The 14,292-nt window shown below is 46.3% G+C and carries 28 protein-coding genes; 25 read left to right on the top strand and 3 right to left on the bottom strand.

Annotated features, from left to right (window positions below; genetic code table 11):
- The first annotated feature begins 380 nt into the window (after positions 1 to 380).
- Positions 381 to 1,457 carry a transposase gene (locus tag J7J01_01010; protein MCD6209471.1) on the top strand — a complete coding sequence of 359 codons (1,077 nt, stop codon included), beginning with the start codon at positions 381 to 383 and terminating at the stop codon, positions 1,455 to 1,457.
- A gap of 329 nt (positions 1,458 to 1,786) precedes the next feature.
- Here the strand turns inward: J7J01_01010 and J7J01_01005 are convergent, their stop codons facing one another.
- Together J7J01_01005 and J7J01_01000 are read right to left on the bottom strand one after the other, a co-directional pair.
- A complete protein-coding gene (locus J7J01_01005; protein ID MCD6209470.1) occupies positions 1,787 to 2,149 on the bottom strand; it encodes a hypothetical protein in 363 nt (120 codons plus the stop codon).
- Positions 2,150 to 2,214: 65 nt separating this feature from the next.
- Positions 2,215 to 2,541 carry a hypothetical protein gene (locus J7J01_01000; protein ID MCD6209469.1) on the bottom strand — a complete coding sequence of 109 codons (327 nt, stop codon included), beginning with the start codon at positions 2,539 to 2,541 and terminating at the stop codon, positions 2,215 to 2,217.
- Between the two features lie 114 nt (positions 2,542 to 2,655).
- Between J7J01_01000 and J7J01_00995 the strand changes: the two genes are divergently transcribed.
- From J7J01_00995 to J7J01_00920, 16 genes are all read left to right on the top strand, one after another.
- Positions 2,656 to 2,919, top strand: a complete 264-nt coding sequence (locus J7J01_00995) for a hypothetical protein (protein MCD6209468.1) — start codon at positions 2,656 to 2,658, stop codon at positions 2,917 to 2,919.
- 51 nt (positions 2,920 to 2,970) lie between these two features.
- Positions 2,971 to 3,222 (top strand): hypothetical protein, encoded by a 252-nt coding sequence (locus tag J7J01_00990; GenBank protein MCD6209467.1) that lies wholly within the window; start codon positions 2,971 to 2,973, stop codon positions 3,220 to 3,222.
- Complete coding sequence (locus J7J01_00985; protein ID MCD6209466.1) at positions 3,215 to 3,706, top strand: hypothetical protein; 492 nt, start codon at positions 3,215 to 3,217, stop codon at positions 3,704 to 3,706. Before J7J01_00990 ends, J7J01_00985 begins: the two co-directional genes overlap by 8 nt.
- 43 nt (positions 3,707 to 3,749) lie before the next feature.
- Complete coding sequence (locus J7J01_00980) at positions 3,750 to 4,064, top strand: hypothetical protein (protein ID MCD6209465.1); 315 nt, start codon at positions 3,750 to 3,752, stop codon at positions 4,062 to 4,064.
- A 10-nt stretch (positions 4,065 to 4,074) separates the two neighbouring features.
- The gene (locus J7J01_00975; GenBank protein ID MCD6209464.1) at positions 4,075 to 4,458 is read left to right on the top strand and encodes a hypothetical protein; all 384 of its coding nucleotides are present in this window, start codon (positions 4,075 to 4,077) and stop codon (positions 4,456 to 4,458) included.
- Positions 4,455 to 4,649 carry a hypothetical protein gene (locus tag J7J01_00970; GenBank protein ID MCD6209463.1) on the top strand — a complete coding sequence of 65 codons (195 nt, stop codon included), beginning with the start codon at positions 4,455 to 4,457 and terminating at the stop codon, positions 4,647 to 4,649. Before J7J01_00975 ends, J7J01_00970 begins: the two co-directional genes overlap by 4 nt.
- Before the next feature lie 12 nt (positions 4,650 to 4,661).
- Positions 4,662 to 5,189, top strand: a complete 528-nt coding sequence (locus tag J7J01_00965) for a hypothetical protein (protein ID MCD6209462.1) — start codon at positions 4,662 to 4,664, stop codon at positions 5,187 to 5,189.
- Positions 5,186 to 5,581, top strand: coding sequence for a hypothetical protein (locus J7J01_00960; protein ID MCD6209461.1), 396 nt, complete (start codon positions 5,186 to 5,188; stop codon positions 5,579 to 5,581). Before J7J01_00965 ends, J7J01_00960 begins: the two co-directional genes overlap by 4 nt.
- On the top strand, positions 5,560 to 6,303 hold the full coding sequence (locus J7J01_00955) for a DNA polymerase sliding clamp (protein MCD6209460.1): 744 nt from the start codon (positions 5,560 to 5,562) through the stop codon (positions 6,301 to 6,303). Before J7J01_00960 ends, J7J01_00955 begins: the two co-directional genes overlap by 22 nt.
- Positions 6,304 to 6,539: 236 nt before the next feature.
- Positions 6,540 to 6,680 (top strand): hypothetical protein, encoded by a 141-nt coding sequence (locus J7J01_00950; protein MCD6209459.1) that lies wholly within the window; start codon positions 6,540 to 6,542, stop codon positions 6,678 to 6,680.
- Positions 6,681 to 6,683: 3 nt separating this feature from the next.
- Complete coding sequence (locus J7J01_00945) at positions 6,684 to 6,941, top strand: hypothetical protein (protein ID MCD6209458.1); 258 nt, start codon at positions 6,684 to 6,686, stop codon at positions 6,939 to 6,941.
- Positions 6,926 to 7,093, top strand: a complete 168-nt coding sequence (locus tag J7J01_00940; GenBank protein ID MCD6209457.1) for a hypothetical protein — start codon at positions 6,926 to 6,928, stop codon at positions 7,091 to 7,093. Before J7J01_00945 ends, J7J01_00940 begins: the two co-directional genes overlap by 16 nt.
- 30 nt (positions 7,094 to 7,123) lie before the next feature.
- Complete coding sequence (locus tag J7J01_00935; protein MCD6209456.1) at positions 7,124 to 7,318, top strand: hypothetical protein; 195 nt, start codon at positions 7,124 to 7,126, stop codon at positions 7,316 to 7,318.
- A 260-nt stretch (positions 7,319 to 7,578) separates the two neighbouring features.
- Positions 7,579 to 7,863, top strand: a complete 285-nt coding sequence (locus J7J01_00930; protein ID MCD6209455.1) for a hypothetical protein — start codon at positions 7,579 to 7,581, stop codon at positions 7,861 to 7,863.
- 14 nt (positions 7,864 to 7,877) lie between these two features.
- On the top strand, positions 7,878 to 8,033 hold the full coding sequence (locus tag J7J01_00925; GenBank protein MCD6209454.1) for a hypothetical protein: 156 nt from the start codon (positions 7,878 to 7,880) through the stop codon (positions 8,031 to 8,033).
- Positions 8,030 to 8,743, top strand: a complete 714-nt coding sequence (locus J7J01_00920) for a hypothetical protein (GenBank protein MCD6209453.1) — start codon at positions 8,030 to 8,032, stop codon at positions 8,741 to 8,743. The genes J7J01_00925 and J7J01_00920 overlap by 4 nt, the downstream gene beginning before the upstream one ends.
- Before the next feature lie 75 nt (positions 8,744 to 8,818).
- On the opposite strand, the gene tnpA is transcribed toward J7J01_00920, so the two are convergent.
- Positions 8,819 to 9,235, bottom strand: a complete 417-nt coding sequence (tnpA, locus tag J7J01_00915; GenBank protein ID MCD6209452.1) for an IS200/IS605 family transposase — start codon at positions 9,233 to 9,235, stop codon at positions 8,819 to 8,821.
- A 177-nt stretch (positions 9,236 to 9,412) separates the two neighbouring features.
- On the opposite strand from tnpA, the gene J7J01_00910 reads away from it, so the two are divergent.
- The 8 genes from J7J01_00910 to J7J01_00875 all read left to right on the top strand — a co-directional run bounded on the left by J7J01_00910 (position 9,413) and on the right by J7J01_00875 (position 14,222).
- Entirely contained in the window at positions 9,413 to 10,822 is a 1,410-nt protein-coding gene (locus tag J7J01_00910; protein ID MCD6209451.1) for a transposase, read from the top strand.
- Positions 10,819 to 11,082 carry a hypothetical protein gene (locus tag J7J01_00905; protein ID MCD6209450.1) on the top strand — a complete coding sequence of 88 codons (264 nt, stop codon included), beginning with the start codon at positions 10,819 to 10,821 and terminating at the stop codon, positions 11,080 to 11,082. The genes J7J01_00910 and J7J01_00905 overlap by 4 nt, the downstream gene beginning before the upstream one ends.
- A 56-nt stretch (positions 11,083 to 11,138) precedes the next feature.
- Positions 11,139 to 11,330, top strand: coding sequence for a hypothetical protein (locus tag J7J01_00900; GenBank protein ID MCD6209449.1), 192 nt, complete (start codon positions 11,139 to 11,141; stop codon positions 11,328 to 11,330).
- On the top strand, positions 11,323 to 12,573 hold the full coding sequence (locus tag J7J01_00895) for a hypothetical protein (protein ID MCD6209448.1): 1,251 nt from the start codon (positions 11,323 to 11,325) through the stop codon (positions 12,571 to 12,573). Before J7J01_00900 ends, J7J01_00895 begins: the two co-directional genes overlap by 8 nt.
- Positions 12,574 to 12,579: 6 nt before the next feature.
- Positions 12,580 to 12,828, top strand: a complete 249-nt coding sequence (locus J7J01_00890; GenBank protein MCD6209447.1) for a hypothetical protein — start codon at positions 12,580 to 12,582, stop codon at positions 12,826 to 12,828.
- A 53-nt stretch (positions 12,829 to 12,881) separates the two neighbouring features.
- Positions 12,882 to 13,109, top strand: coding sequence for a hypothetical protein (locus J7J01_00885; protein ID MCD6209446.1), 228 nt, complete (start codon positions 12,882 to 12,884; stop codon positions 13,107 to 13,109).
- A gap of 5 nt (positions 13,110 to 13,114) precedes the next feature.
- On the top strand, positions 13,115 to 13,720 hold the full coding sequence (locus tag J7J01_00880; protein MCD6209445.1) for a hypothetical protein: 606 nt from the start codon (positions 13,115 to 13,117) through the stop codon (positions 13,718 to 13,720).
- Between the two features lie 112 nt (positions 13,721 to 13,832).
- The gene (locus tag J7J01_00875; protein ID MCD6209444.1) at positions 13,833 to 14,222 is read left to right on the top strand and encodes a hypothetical protein; all 390 of its coding nucleotides are present in this window, start codon (positions 13,833 to 13,835) and stop codon (positions 14,220 to 14,222) included.
- Positions 14,223 to 14,292 lie beyond the last annotated feature (70 nt).

Raw genomic sequence — 14,292 nt, 5'->3', positions numbered from 1 at the left:
TAAACAAATTATACTTAATCGCAAAATTGTCAACTACCACCTGCTAAAGCAGGTGGCTTGTAGTCCTCGGCGTGCGCTCGCTGTGCGCTTCGGCCGTGTTCGCTCACGCTCCTCAGGGTTGGTTAGGCTCGTGCGGTCACCCACGGCCAAGCGCCGCACCGAACCGCTCTCATCCCCTCCAGGAGCGTCGTCTGCACGCCGAAGACATGAGGCCGGTTGACCGCGGCCCCTTACTATATTAGAAGCAAGCTATTTAAATACTATCCACCTACTTACTAACATGAGGTTGAAGTGTCAGCATTGCGGGCACGAGTGGGACTATAAAGGCAGGTCGAAGTACTACGCTACCTGTCCTGTGTGTTATTACAAGGTGAGGATTCGTGAAGTTGAGAAGAGTAATTCCCGTCAGACTCAAGCCGAGCGAGGAGCAGGCGGAGAAGATTGATAAGCTTTTCAGCGAGTACAGACGCTTAATTTCCTTCCTCGCAGAATGCTGCAAAAGAACAGGAATTGCTGATTACCGAGAGCTCCAAAAGCTAATGTATAGCCTCTGTAGAGAGAACTATAGACTACCTTCAGAAGTTATTATACAAGGAATGAAGCTCGTCGCTCAGACTTTCAAAGGTAGCTATAAGGCAAGACATATCCCCAAAATTGATGCTGATGATTTTCCCGTAAGACTTACCTATGGAGAGAACCATCTGTTCTACTTAGTATTCGATGATGGTTTAAAGGCAAGAATAAGTCTACCTAATGGTAACAGCTTCAGAAAAGAAGAAATCTTAATTCATGATGGTGAGTTAGGAGGCAAACTCTCCGAGCTAGTCAGACACAAAATCTCAGACTCGCTACTCTTTCCAGACTACAGACTGTTGATCACGCTAACGAAAAATGTCAAAATAGACTACGAGCCTAAGAATGCTGTTGGAGTTGATATAGGTGTTATAAACTTGGTCACTGCCTATTGCAACGGTAAGGTGTTACAAACCTCAGGAAAACCTGTTCTTGAGGCGCACAGGAAGGGTGTTGAGCATCGGAGGCTGAAGCAAAAGCTTGGCTCGAAGAAGTTCACATACAACGAGTCTAAGTTCGTCAGAGATTATGTTCGCCACGCAGCGAATCAGGTGATAGAGTTCGCCAAACAGTTCGAGAAGCCTGTCATCATACTAGAAGACCTGAAAGGTCTGAAGAGAAAGCTAAAAAGACTGCCACACGTTTACGCCATAACTCCTTATGAGATGGTTCATTCAACGATCATGGAAAAAGCCTTGTGGGAAGGAATTGCAGCTCAGGTGAAGAAAGCCCACCATACATCGCAGGAGTGTCCTAAGTGTCATCATGTCAGTCCGAAGAACAGAGAAGGAAGAAGATTCAGATGTATTAGGTGCGGCTTCGAGGAAGATGCCGACATCGTTGCGGCGATGAACTTATGCTTCCGCAATTCCTCCACAAGCTGAAGCTTGTGGCACCCTTGCGGAAAATTTATGTGGATGTCTGAGCGAGGTGTCTTATCTGCAAAGAAGACGAAGAGCATTATCTCACGTCTCTCCTCCATCTCCTCTATATGGTATCTAATTTTCAACCAACTATTTTATATATGCTCAAATCATATCCTCGAAGGGGGGGCGTCGGCGATTGCCGGCAAGCCTGCCGATGGCAGAAGCACGCAGCTGGCATCGCAAGCAGTCCCGAAAGCCTTTGAGGCGGACGGGATAGAGGGTGTGGGGTTGCACCCTGTGCGATGGACAAAAGATTCCATCGCACGAAGCATTTTGGGCCGAAAGGCTCAAAATGCACAACCTTTCTCTAAAGCTTTCTCCAAAATATTTACGCCGTCTTCAGGTGCGAGAGAGATGCTGACGTGTCCTACACCTGCTCTTTGACCCATCGCTTGCACAAAAACCTCTTTTATTTCTTCTCTTCTCATGAAGAAGGTGTGCTCGCCTTCGCCAAATACTTTAGTCTCGATCTCGCCATCTTCAGCAACGCAAGCAACTCCTACCATAATTGCACCTTTAACTCTCACATCAACCCGCACAAATTTGCTGTCAAATGGGACAAGCAGGGGTGATGTGAGCACACTCTCACCAGCAAAAACATTCAGCGAGAAAGCCATTATTTTCTCATCCTCGCCTTCACACACACCCATTTTTCTCACCTCAGAAAAAGGAGAAAAAGGAAAAAATAAAAATTGTGAGTGTTTCAGCTCACTCGCTACTCTAGCCTAGCTCTCTCAATCTCTAGCTCCCTTATCCTCTTCTTCTCTCTCTCACTCAGATAAGCGGTGACCATTGCCAGCACTACTGCAACAACCGCGCCAGCCAACGAAGCAAACGCTTCAGAACTCACTAATGTACCGAACTCCGAGAACTCTGCTGCTATAGGTATCAGCGCAACTCCAAAGAGTATCAAACAGAACACTGAGACCGCTGTGTAAAGAGTCTTACGCCTTCTTACCCCTTCAATCTCTTCTTCAAGATGTCTCCTCCTCACAGCCTTCGCTGGATCTTCCATCTGCGCAGCATCTGCACGACCTTCCACTCACACCACCACCTCCCACTTTACCATTACTTTATCACATATATACCCTTTTCGCTTTTCTCCGCTTCGACAAAAATAGAAAAGCTTAAATACCCCTTAAAAGAATGATGTAGGGTGATGAAAATGGGGGGCGATGCGCAGATAGGGGTTGAAGATTTTGGAGACCTCTCGTGGGAGCGGAGATTGCAGAGAACGCTTGACAGCATCAGAAAAAAAGTCCAGAGCATAGATAGCGTTGATAAAAAAATCGAATACATAGAAGCGCTGCGTCTGATGCAAGAGACCTCAAGACTCGCAGCTCGCAAACGCCTCGCAAGAGCCGAACGAATTCTCAAGTTTCTGGACGAGCTTGAGAGTGAAATAACAAAAGAGAGGTGAGAATGTGGAGGATGAGCGAGGAAAAAGAAGAGTTTAAGGAGGTTGTTGCGAATGAGTAGGGAAGAGGGGGAGTTTAGGGAGTTAGTAGCGTCAATAGAGAGGCAGATAAAGAGTGTGAGAAGAATCACAGATGTTCTTGCAGAAGAAGTCCAAAGAGCGAAACATGCGGTGAACGCAGACGATTATGCGTATGTGAAGCAATCAATCTGCGATGTTGAGGAGCAGGTGGAGAAATTGAGTAAAGAATTGCTTTACACGCATCTCCTGTGCAGGGATTTGATGAAGGTGAGAGGAGATGAGTGAGGAAGGGGGTTTAGAGGGCTTTGGGGGGAGGCGTTGTCCGCACTGCATGAAGTTCGTAATTCCAGAGGAGCAGGGCAACGCACTGATATGCCCGAACTGTCACGAAGTCATAGAAAAGAGACTTCAGAGTGGTAGAACTGTGCAGATTGAGCGACCTGAAGACTTTGGTGATGGCACTGTCGCAGCGAGTGAGTTGACCATAGACTTGAGCCTCGAATCACTGCCAGTCCAAGAGGTTCGTGCAAGAGCACCTTTCTTCATAGAGAACTGGCAGATTCGTATGTCACAGTTTCAGGATGGAGGTTTCTACGCAGTGATGGAGTGCCAAGACGTGAAAGGTAATCGCTTCCGGTGGAACACAAGTGGAAAACAAGTTCTTACAGTTTTGGAAGAAGCGGAAAGGAGAGGGATAAAGCGCATCTATGTCCGAGAAGTGCTGTTCGATGAAGTGGGGGGGCGGCCAAGAAACATTCGCATAAGATGAGTAAACAACCCTCCTCTGGAGAGGAGGGTTCCAGCGAAAATAGATGGATTCAGCCTTGAAGCTTTGGGCTCTGCGATTGAGGCGTTTGATAAGCACATCAAAGAGCATGGGGGTGATGGGGGTGGAAGAGATGAAAGAAGCGGAAGCGAGTGAGGAAGGGATGATTAAAATGTCTGATACACCCACTATCAAGCATGATTGTAAGAACTGCCCTCTGTTTGAGCAGTGCAAGAATTGCCCGTTGCTGTACCCTCGCTCAGCGTGTAAGGACATAGGCTGCTCGGTTTTCAGCGAGTGCGAGCGCTTAGGCTGTCCAGTCTTGCGTGAGAACATAGAGCTTGATGAGCTCCTTTTCTGAGGTGATGTGTATGGAACAACAAACCATAACAGAGGAAAAACTCCGAGAGTTTGCACGCAGACTCGCAGAAGCTGCCCGAGAAGTCTTCGGATTGGATGAAGAGTTCAGCCAAGACCTCACCGACATTTTCCGTATGAGCATAGAGATGAACTTAAAACTGCGAGAGATGGGAAAGCAGATAGAGTGTCTAAAAGAAAGCTCGCAGACAAAATTCGTAATCAGAAAGGAAAACGAAATCATACCACTTCTAACATCCACCGACGAAGGTTGGCTCGTAGAAAAGCGTACTTTGAGGAGTGATGAGATGATTTATGCACTAATTGCGGCGTTGTGGGAAGTGTTGTTGAGGAGAAAAGTAGAAAAAGTGATGATTCGAGGGGGTGTTGGAGCGTGAGATTCGACATAGTAACTGCGGCAGTGCTCGCTGTGCTACTAGTAGTGGTGCCTCTAATTCCAGGAGTAATTCTATGGCTCCTTCTGCACCCGGAGACCTTTTGGCAGAAACTCGCCCTGTTTCTTGTATCTCTGATATTGTTTTTGCTGGTGTTGCAATTGGAGGCAAAAATTGCTCATAGACTAAAATAGAGGTGATGACGTATGAATGAGCTGAACTTTGTACGACTTTTGGATGTATTGAGCGAGCTCAACTATACGCTGAAAGCAATTAACGAGAGATTGTGCGAGATTTCAACAGCACTCTGGGCTTTGGAAGAGATAGAGAGAAGGAGAGAGCAGAGAGAGCAGCAAGAGCGGAAAGAGCGACGAGAAACAAGACAGGAGGGGAAAGTGAGTAAGTGGGTGAGGTTCGCCACCATACAGATCACACCAGATCCAGAATCTTACACAACCTATCACTTACTTCCGCGCCTTCCCGACACACCTGTGCGATGTTATGTAGGCATTCGGAACACTGCCGTAGGTGAAGAAATTTCAGTTAGAGTGTGTGATGCACAGAAGCAAACAATCATAGAAAAAACACTCACTCATAGCGACCTTATCCTTCTACCAAAGGATGCAGCGTATGTTCAAGCGAAGACCAGACTGGCAAAAAGTACTGCTTATGTGGAGTTGTCTTTGTTTGCTGAAGAAGGTGATGAGAAAAATGAAGGAGGTGATGTGGTATGAGTGGTGAAGAATTTGGAGATGTGCGTGCAATAGCACTCATTCGCTTAGCAAAAGAGTTTCAGTACGCATACGAGCATTGGATTTGGACATACGCAAAGCTGAGAAGCCACCAGAAAACAAAGAGGCTTTTGGAGCAGTTTGAGAGTGATTGCCAAGTGAGAGGATGGAAGCTAAGCGAGACACTAAAGGAAGATATTCGAAGAGAAATCGAAGCCCAAGACCACCACATCAAGGGAGCTTTAGGAGAGTTGTGCAGATATTACGCTCATTTGCGAAGATTAGAGCGAGAGATTTCAAAAGTATTGGATTGGTGTTGGAACTGGAGAAGTGGTTTTGGAGTAGATGCGGATGCTGAGTGGGAAAGTAATAGGTGTTCAGAATGTTCAGAATAGATTCATCCACCTTAAGGGAATGTGTAGATGCAATCCTTGCAGTCGTTGACGAGGCTCGCCTGAAGATAAGCGATGAAGGGTGGAAAGTGCGTGCTGTTGACCCTGCGAACGTCGCTTTGGTTGATTTAGAGTTAAAGCGAGATGCGTTCGACGAATACAACGCCGAAGGTGGAGCAGAAGGCGAGAAAGTCATAGGCGCTCCTTTTGACAAACTGCGAGAGGTTCTACGCTTCGCTGTTGGCGATGTGTCCATCAACATAGACGATGACAAGATGACACTACAATCATCCGCCTACGCTTACACGCTCACGCTCTTAGACCCATCATCACTGCGAGCTGAGCCGAAAATACCAGAGCTTGAGTTCTCAACAAGAGTTGTTGTAGATGCTGACGACCTCAAGAAAGTTCTAAAGGCAGCAGAGAAAATCAGCACCACAGCTGCGATTGGCGTCCAAAACAATGTTTTCTTCGTTGAGGCAGAGGGTGAGATGGAAACGATGAAGTTCTCACTGCACAAGGACGAGCTCATACATTTAAGCGGTAGTGACTGTCGCTCTCTGTTCTCGCTTGAATACCTCACGGCGATGGCTAAAGGCTTCGCTTCCGCTGAAACACTCACACTATTCATAAGCACTGACCATCCGCTGAAAATCGAGTTTGAGATCGCTGACGGCAACGGAAAGGCCATCTACTTGCTCGCTCCTCGCATAGAGGCTGAATGAGGTGTCGAGGTGGCGAATAATGACGGAGGAGACAACCTTCTGGTTCTGGAGAGGGGGGGCAACAGACGAAGGTTGTTTCTATTATTCTCCTCCTTATTGGCCCCTCACATAGAGGCGGAATGAGGTGATAAAAATGTCTGAGAAGAGTCGCAGTCTCGCTAATAGCGTATTTTATGCTGTTAGGATTGGAGATGCTATACCTTGCTGAGAAAACAATGAATGATGGGTGAGAGTGTATGCTCGAAATAGACCTGAATGAGCTGAAACCTGGATGTGCCATCATCGGCGAAGTGCTTGGCGTGAGATTAGCGGTCTGCATGGGCGACGACAGAAAGGTGAGAATATTTAGGGTCGTTGAGAGACTACACAAAGGGTGAGAAATGAAAAAAGTAATGAAAGGTCGTCTTATCTGCGTCCCCTACGCAGGCGATGGATGGGTTTTGCTCAGCGAAGATTTGTTCAGAGAATACTGCGAACTCTGCAAGAAGAAGCGAGACAAAACAATCACAATGGAAGAAAGAGACAGACTGCACGAAATAGAGCATAGCGGAGAGCCTGTTGATGCGGTTCTATGCGATTTAGAAGGGAAAAAAGTGAGAATTACCGTTGAAGTGGTGGGAGGGTGGGAGAAAAAATGAGGAAACACCTAACAGAAGAAGACATACGAAAAATCTTCACCGATCCTAACTCCTTGAGAAGAGCGCTTACCTTGTGGAAAACGGTGGAAAAGAGAGGTTACAATCTTGTGAGAAGGATGATAAACGAGAGGAAAGAGGAGTTGAGAGTGTAAATGAGGGTTTGTTGAAGGGGGTGATGAGGTATGAAATGTATAAGACCGGAGATAGAGTGTAGGTTTAGAGACGAAAAAGGAATGTGTAAGTGGAGTTGTCCAAAGGATGACCCATGTTCAGACTGCGAAGTAGCAGCTGAAGCGCGGGGCTGTCCATTTGTATGTTACTATGAGGCAAAAGAGGCGGGATGCACGGATAAAGATATGTATGGAGATGATGAGTGATGGAAAAGGAGGAAGTTGGAGACGAGATATTTGAGTGGTGTCCTTCATGCAGCAAATACACTTACCACATCAGAACAGCAGATAACATAATAAGATGCAAGGAGTGCGGTCATGGGAAATGGTATTAGAAATATTCTCAAAAACAGTCAGTAAGTGGAGAGCTGGTGCGGGTTGCGGCACTTCTGACTGCGAAACTCTCTGGAGTAATGTGTTCGTATGCACAGACGGATGGAACACTTGGCTCGAGGAGGAGATTAATTATGGGAGAGGGGGAAGAGCAAAGAAGAGAGAGGAGAGCCAACATCATCCAAGAACTCTTGATACTCTACGAGAGAAAGCGAAAGCTTGAGAGAGAGCTTGAAGAAGAAATCACAGAACTGCTCAAAAGCATAGATAAAGGCGATTTCATCGTCCGGTTTGTTGGAACCACATTAGAAAACGATGGCTTAGAATACTGGACAAAGTGGGGGAAAGAAATCTTCGTCAGAGAAGACGGCTCTATTGAGGTGAGAGGCCGCAACGGGAAACCTATTCTGAAGGTGTGAGGAGGTGATTTAACATGTGTATCCTCAGCTATTTATCTGGATTCCTCACAGGAGTCGCCATCACCTGCGCTGCATATAGCATTTATCTTCATGGCCTCCGCAAAGAGATGCGGAAAGTTATTGAGAGCATAGAAGAGCTTGTGGGAGAGTTGAGAAGTGAGAGAAAATGACTTCCTGCGAAGAGGTCGTGGAAGAATTGAGAGCAAAACTCCAAAAAGGCGAGCCTTTCAACAAAACAGACGAGTGGAACTTCAGAGAGCTCTGTGAGCTCACGGGCTGGACTGAAGAAGATGTCAGAAACGCCCTCGTAAGCGGAAAGACACCATCATTTCACAAATACTTCACAGAGGCGAAGAGGCTTGAGAGCTGGTGTAAGAATGTGGAAGCTGCGAGAAAACTCTGGGGTGCAGTCACGGCACTCCTCTGCTCCGACATAAAGGAAGTGTGTGTTTTAGAGGCCGTGAGCGTGGAACCGCTTGTTTTGCATGTCAAAACCTTATACTGCTACGCTGATGCGCTGCCCGAAGATGGCTTCAAGAGACGGTGGAAGAAGTGCATAAAACTTTTCAACGAGGTTGTTGAGCGGAAAGGCGGTCTGATAGAAAAGAAAAGAGCAGAAAGAAAACGCAAATTAGAGAAAATCTGCGAGCTCTACGAGAGAGCAAGAGATTTACTCGAAGAAATTGAGATTGAGATTGAAGAGCTTGTGAAAGAAAATGACAAAGATGACTTCATTCGCTACTCTGAAGACGATTTTGAACCGCTTATTCTTTCACGAAAGGAACTCAAATATAAAACAGATAAAGGATACAGCGTGGTCGTGAGCAATGATGGAGGCATTTATCTCTTCAAAGACTCAAAGCTCATTGCCGAAAGGTGAGCAGAATGAAAACAATATTTTTCTACAAATTTTAACACCAGAGTACCTCAAGCTTTAGCTTGAGGGTGAATGGTGTCAAAATCCTTGGCACTCCTCAATATATCTTTTTATAGTCTCAGAGCTGACAGCTCCGTGAGAACCGACATAGTAACTTTTAGCCCAAAACTCGCCACCCCACAACTCTCTTCTTAACTCTGGAAACTCCTCAAAGAGAAACCTTGCGGTATGGCCTTTAATTAATCTTGCGATCTCGCAAGGAGCGAATTTTGGTGATGCAGAGATGAATAAGTGGACGTGATCGGGCATGATCTCCAGCGATATAATCTCAAATCCAAACCTCTCACATTGTTCCTTGATCAGTTCTTCCAACCTATCTCTGATTTCCCCCATCAACACCGTCTTCCTGTATTTCGGAACGAACACGAAATGATAGTTCAAGTTCCAGACAGTATGTGCTCCTCTCCTCACATCAACCTCGTCCTCCGCTTTCATGAGCCAAAACCTCAAAGCTTCGTTAACGGCGTCCTCTATCGCCCCTCGTATCTTTCCAGTTATCTCTGGAGTGATTATCCTGAGCCTTCTATGCACCTCTTCATCAATGCTCACGTGCACCTTCTTCTTCCCCCCCATGATAAACCTTTATATACTCAGGGTTTTAAATACCTTTAGATGGAGCTCGCGGCGATAAAGACGGTGATAGGAAAGCTGGTTATTGAGGAGGGGAATTCCGCGAAGATAGATGAAGCCTTGCTTGAGTCTCGAAGAATCTTCAACGAGGTCTTAGTCAAACTTTTGAGTGGTGAGGGAGTAAGAGATAAGGACATTCAATCGTTCTTAGCCAGTAACACCAAGCAGAGAATAATAGCAAAAGCTAAGGAGGCGTTCAACTCATTCAAAGAGCTGAAGGCTAATGGAAGAGCTGAAAAGCTCAGGATATACGATAACAGACCTCTTCCACTCAGAATGAACTTTGGAGAAGGTTACAACCTCTGGATAGAAGATGACAAGGTGATGTTCAGAGTCACGCTGATCCCTCGCAAGGAATACATTAAGGGCTATCTTAAGCTCTCAAAAGAGCACGACGAAATTGTGAGGAAAGCCTTAGAAGAGAAAACCGGAGAGAAGAAAGACCATCGCAAGGAATACAACATAACTATCGCAGAACTCGTCAAACGAAAGAGCGAATATTACCTACACATCACGATAACTAAGAATATTTCGGTTCCGTCGATCAGGTATGCTGCTGGCATCGACCTCAACGAAGACAACGTAGCAATCACAGTTTACGATTTAACGACGAAAGAGGTTGTAGAATCCTTTATCGTTGATTACGCAATCATCAAGTTCATCAGGCACTACTGGTTCACAATAAGGAAGAGGTTGCAGAAACACGGAGCAAGAAGTAAGAAAAAGTTAGGGTTTACGAGAAAGGAATCGAGACTGATCACATATTTGCTTCATCTCCTCTCAAGGAGAATTATTGATTATTTGTCGAAATATTCAGGACTTATAGTCTTCGTAGAGGATCTAAACGGAATCAGAGGTGAAAACAAAGGAAAGAGAATGAACAAACGCTTGCACGCATGGCCATTCTACAAACTGCAACAACTCCTAAAGTATAAGTTCGAATGGATTGGCGTGCCTGTTATGTTTGTCGATCCTGAGAACACATCGCATAGGTGCCCCCTATGCGGAGCTCTTGGGATTAGACACAAAAAGATGTTTAGGTGCCCGAACGGCCATGTCGGACATGCAGATAGAAACGCCTCTGCAAATATCTTGATTAGAGGTTGTGCAATGTACTTGCATGTGCCCTGCTCGGCTTTCCGTACGACGAGGCTTCCGAACTTCAGGATGTGGAAGCTGAGGCGGAATGAGAGCGGGGTATGGGGCATCGTGAACATGCCACTCCCCGCCGGGGTGGAGCCGCTCACTGCCGCTCAAAAGGCAGAAGGCTGCGAAGCTCCGGCTCAAGCGGGAGGAAGCCCCAAGCTTCAGCTTGGGGTAGTTCACGATGAGTCGAGCCCATGCACAGGAGATGTTGTAGTTCTAGATGTTAGTGAGTGCTCGGAGAAATGACGGCCACAATAATTACTGCCGGAAGGGAAGAAAGAGCTCGCAAGCTTAAAGAGCTTTGCGAGTGCTACGAGAAGTTCAAAAAACTACGAGAAGACATAGAAGCTGAGTTAGAGGAAATACTAAAGAACGAAGGAGATTGCATTGTTTATGAGGTTGGCGGCCATCTTTCCTTCTCAGAAGAAGGCTTAGTTTACGAGACTTGTGGAGGGACAATTAGAGTCTGCAAAGATGGCTCAATAGTTTATAACAGACGGAAGTGAAGGAGGTTGGCAACAGTCACCAATAACTTAACAAAACCCACACCCAACATATTTATATGATGAAGCATACAACTCATACGGTGGTGAGAAAGACCGTTGAGGTGGATGACGAGCTGTGGGAGAAGATGGTGAGGGAGGCAGTAGAGAAGTTCGGGTTGCACGGCGCCATTAAGAAGGCTGTGAATGAGGCGATAAGAAAGTGGGTAGAGGGCGAAGAGGAGAGCGAGGAGGAGAGCGCTCATGGCTAAAGTCACAATCCCTGGATATATATGCGAAATATCAGAAGAAGATAGAGAAGAGTTAGAGAAATTAATGTTCAAGTTCGGCAAAGCTCGAAGAAGAGCATACTCGCTAAAGCAAAAAGGATACACGAAGTCAGAGATAGTGAGAATCTTGCAGGAAGAAATAGGTCTGAACGCTCGCTACATAAGTGACGCTTATCATTCTGTGAAGGATTTGCCACCTCACGTGACATTCGGAGGTCTTAAGAATCAAAGATTGAGAGAGAAAGGAAAAATCTCGAAGGAAGAGTATCACAGAAGACGGAACTCTATTGCCATATCTCGTGGTGAAAAATCAAAAAGCGGTAACCTCAACATGCGTTTAACGGAAAGAATGGAGCTTCGCATCAACACTGGCGAAGATAGAAAGTGGATTTATCCGAAAGTATACATTCCAAAGAAATATCTTGAGAAGTACGGACACCTTCTTGATGGCTCTGCTCCTTACACTGTTCTGATAAAGCGACGCTACGACGGAGGCTATGATGTCCGCATAACTGTTGATGTTCAAACAGAGGTGAAAGAGGGAAGGAGAGTGATAGCCTTAGACATAAATGCAGGTCACATAGATTTTGCTGTTGTGGAAAAGGAAGAACCTGAAGTTATTGCTACAGGCAGAATAGAAGTTCACGAGACGCAATATGTAAGAAGAGGTAAGAGAGAATATCAAATTCATCAAGCAGTTGACAAAATAGGAAATATTGCGAAGTACTATGATGCTGATATTGTCGTTGGAAAACTTAACACAGGCTCATTCAATTCAAATAATAGAAAGGCAAATCGTGAGGTTAAGAACATACCTCAGCATAAGTTCAGGCAATCTCTCAAGAAGTTAGAGCGAAGAGGAATAAAAGTTGAGGGGAAATCTGAGAAAAATACGACAAAGGTTGGAGAGAAGCTTTCACCTCTCGTAGGCTTAGATGTTCATAAGTGTTCAGCAATTGCATTCGCCGTGAAAAGCATAAGCTATGATCTATTTAAGAAGCTTATCACGCTCCTCTCTGTAGTCTCCCCAGATGAAGGCGATGGAAGTCAGAGGGGAAGGCGAAGGAGAGGTAAGCGGGCCGACTGCCCACGCCCAGGGCTGAGAGTGGTGAGGTTCTGGGCGTCGCCTCAGAGCGGCTACCCAGCGATGCCAGGTAGCTGGGGCCTCTCCTTCTTGGAGAGGTTGAGAGCCAACCTACCATGCCTTCGTGTGAAGGTATGTTAGGTTGAGGTGACCTGGGATAAGATGGTTCGGGCTATAGGAAGGGGGAGGAAGCGCTCTCCTATAGGTGAAAGAATAGGACAAGCACTCGGCCCTGGCGGATACTGCATCTGTCCGAAGTGTGGTCATAAAGAGCCTCACAAGCCGGGCATCACTTGCAGAGAGAGAAGCTGTCCTGTGTGCGGCTATCCTCGGATGGTGAGGGTCGGCTCTTATCACTACAGGAGATGGAAAGAGACAGGCGTGCTCGAGTGGTGATGCATTGCTAGACACAAAGGCTCAGCATAAGTCAACGATAGCCGGTGATAGCGATGCTTATTGATGCAGTATTAGAACTCTTGGCGAAAAAGGAGCTGACAATCAAAGAACTTCTCGAAACAACAGAAATCTCAGAAGAAACTCTCACTCTTGTTATCAACCTTCTTTGTCAGTACAGTCTCGCTGAGAAGGCTGGCGAAATAATAAAAATCACCTCTGAAGGCGAAAAATTTCTTGAGTTAAGTACCGATGAAAGAGTACGACTGTTGCCAACAATTTAAGAGCGATGGACGCAAAAACACACATGCTCTTCGGTGTCTGGCTCTGCGAGAAGTTTGACTTCGACATAGAGTATGCAGTGTGGTCTACCGCCCCAGACATAGACTATATGTTTTTGCACCGCTACTGGAGACACCGCTTCTCAACACTTCCACAACTGTATAAAGAGTTCTCTCATCTACATCCAGAGCTCTCAAACGATGACAAAATCGCAATCGCAACGCAGATATGCGGACACTTCCTCTTAGACATATACAACGGCTGGCTCTTCTGCTGGGGTTTTTTCTTTCCAGCAGCACACATTCCGGGCGAAGTCATCAAAGAATACATAGAAGATGCGGCACTTCGAGGCGATGAAGAATTCTACAACAAGCAGCGAGAGCTGTTCGACGAAATCGTGGTGGAAGAGCCTGAGCACTTCATGTGCGCCGCCATTTTTCTGCTGATGGATCACACATTCTTCTGCTCGTTGAGAAAGGGTAAAAAGGCTGTCGAAGCACTCTCTAAATTCTGCGGTAAGGAAATTCTGTGCAAGGCTTGCGCAGTTCATCGTATCAGGAAGTTTGACGAGCTCTACTTCAACTTTCTGAGCGAGTATTTCGCAAAAAGATGACAGAGGCAGCTCGCCGTCTCCTTGCAGAGGAGCAAAAGAGGCTGGAGGAAGCAAAGGGAGAGGTCACGAAATAGCTGCGAGCATGCGGGTGTGAGGGAGAGGTGATGTGTGAATGCACCTCAACCCCAAAGAAGTTATTGAGGAGGGTATAATAAAAATCACGCCATACACAAAGGCTCAGCAAGTAGGAATAGACCTCACGACAAGCGAAGATGTGGTGCTGAAAAAGTGCGAGTGGAAGCCTATTATCCTTAACGAGATACTTCAACTACCATCAGACGTTTTCGCACTCTTAATCTCTCGCTCTACATTCTTCAGGAACGGCATCATCATCATGAGCGGCGTCGTAGACCCGGGCTACGTGGGAAGACCTGTTGTTACGGTTTTCTCTTTCAGAGACGAAGCGGTAATCAGAAAAAACACGAGAGTGGTTCAGGCAATCTTTTTCAAGTGCGACGCAGCATCCTTGTATAGGGGTCAGTATTTCGGCGAGAATCTCTGACCCCCTCTTTCTCCCCTCATCTCCCCCCCACCCCTCCATCTCTGTTCTGGCCTGGTGCAGGGTGATGTTG

Source organism: Methanophagales archaeon, assembly GCA_021159465.1.
Taxonomy (GTDB): Archaea; Halobacteriota; Syntropharchaeia; order Alkanophagales; family Methanospirareceae; genus G60ANME1.
This window is presented reverse-complemented; position numbering and strand designations above follow the sequence as displayed.

Excerpts from the sequence above, each read along its gene's own strand:
- J7J01_01005 (MCD6209470.1), bottom strand. The coding sequence starts at position 2,149 with ATGGGTGTGTGTGAAGGCGAGGATGAGAAAATAATGGCTTTCTCGCTG.
- J7J01_00905 (MCD6209450.1), top strand. The coding sequence starts at position 10,819 with ATGACGGCCACAATAATTACTGCCGGAAGGGAAGAAAGAGCTCGCAAG.
- J7J01_00980 (MCD6209465.1), top strand. The coding sequence starts at position 3,750 with ATGGATTCAGCCTTGAAGCTTTGGGCTCTGCGATTGAGGCGTTTGATA.
- J7J01_00880 (MCD6209445.1), top strand. The coding sequence starts at position 13,115 with ATGGACGCAAAAACACACATGCTCTTCGGTGTCTGGCTCTGCGAGAAG.
- J7J01_00985 (MCD6209466.1), top strand. The coding sequence starts at position 3,215 with ATGAGTGAGGAAGGGGGTTTAGAGGGCTTTGGGGGGAGGCGTTGTCCG.
- J7J01_00885 (MCD6209446.1), top strand. The coding sequence starts at position 12,882 with ATGCTTATTGATGCAGTATTAGAACTCTTGGCGAAAAAGGAGCTGACA.
- J7J01_00960 (MCD6209461.1), top strand. The coding sequence starts at position 5,186 with ATGAGTGGTGAAGAATTTGGAGATGTGCGTGCAATAGCACTCATTCGC.
- J7J01_00945 (MCD6209458.1), top strand. The coding sequence starts at position 6,684 with ATGAAAAAAGTAATGAAAGGTCGTCTTATCTGCGTCCCCTACGCAGGC.
- J7J01_00910 (MCD6209451.1), top strand. The coding sequence starts at position 9,413 with ATGGAGCTCGCGGCGATAAAGACGGTGATAGGAAAGCTGGTTATTGAG.
- J7J01_00925 (MCD6209454.1), top strand. The coding sequence starts at position 7,878 with ATGTGTATCCTCAGCTATTTATCTGGATTCCTCACAGGAGTCGCCATC.
- J7J01_00930 (MCD6209455.1), top strand. The coding sequence starts at position 7,579 with ATGGGAGAGGGGGAAGAGCAAAGAAGAGAGAGGAGAGCCAACATCATC.
- J7J01_00950 (MCD6209459.1), top strand. The coding sequence starts at position 6,540 with ATGCTCGAAATAGACCTGAATGAGCTGAAACCTGGATGTGCCATCATC.
- J7J01_00875 (MCD6209444.1), top strand. The coding sequence starts at position 13,833 with ATGCACCTCAACCCCAAAGAAGTTATTGAGGAGGGTATAATAAAAATC.
- J7J01_00920 (MCD6209453.1), top strand. The coding sequence starts at position 8,030 with ATGACTTCCTGCGAAGAGGTCGTGGAAGAATTGAGAGCAAAACTCCAA.
- tnpA (MCD6209452.1), bottom strand. The coding sequence starts at position 9,235 with ATGAAAGCGGAGGACGAGGTTGATGTGAGGAGAGGAGCACATACTGTC.
- J7J01_00900 (MCD6209449.1), top strand. The coding sequence starts at position 11,139 with ATGATGAAGCATACAACTCATACGGTGGTGAGAAAGACCGTTGAGGTG.
- J7J01_00895 (MCD6209448.1), top strand. The coding sequence starts at position 11,323 with ATGGCTAAAGTCACAATCCCTGGATATATATGCGAAATATCAGAAGAA.
- J7J01_00965 (MCD6209462.1), top strand. The coding sequence starts at position 4,662 with ATGAATGAGCTGAACTTTGTACGACTTTTGGATGTATTGAGCGAGCTC.
- J7J01_00935 (MCD6209456.1), top strand. The coding sequence starts at position 7,124 with ATGAAATGTATAAGACCGGAGATAGAGTGTAGGTTTAGAGACGAAAAA.
- J7J01_00990 (MCD6209467.1), top strand. The coding sequence starts at position 2,971 with ATGAGTAGGGAAGAGGGGGAGTTTAGGGAGTTAGTAGCGTCAATAGAG.
- J7J01_00975 (MCD6209464.1), top strand. The coding sequence starts at position 4,075 with ATGGAACAACAAACCATAACAGAGGAAAAACTCCGAGAGTTTGCACGC.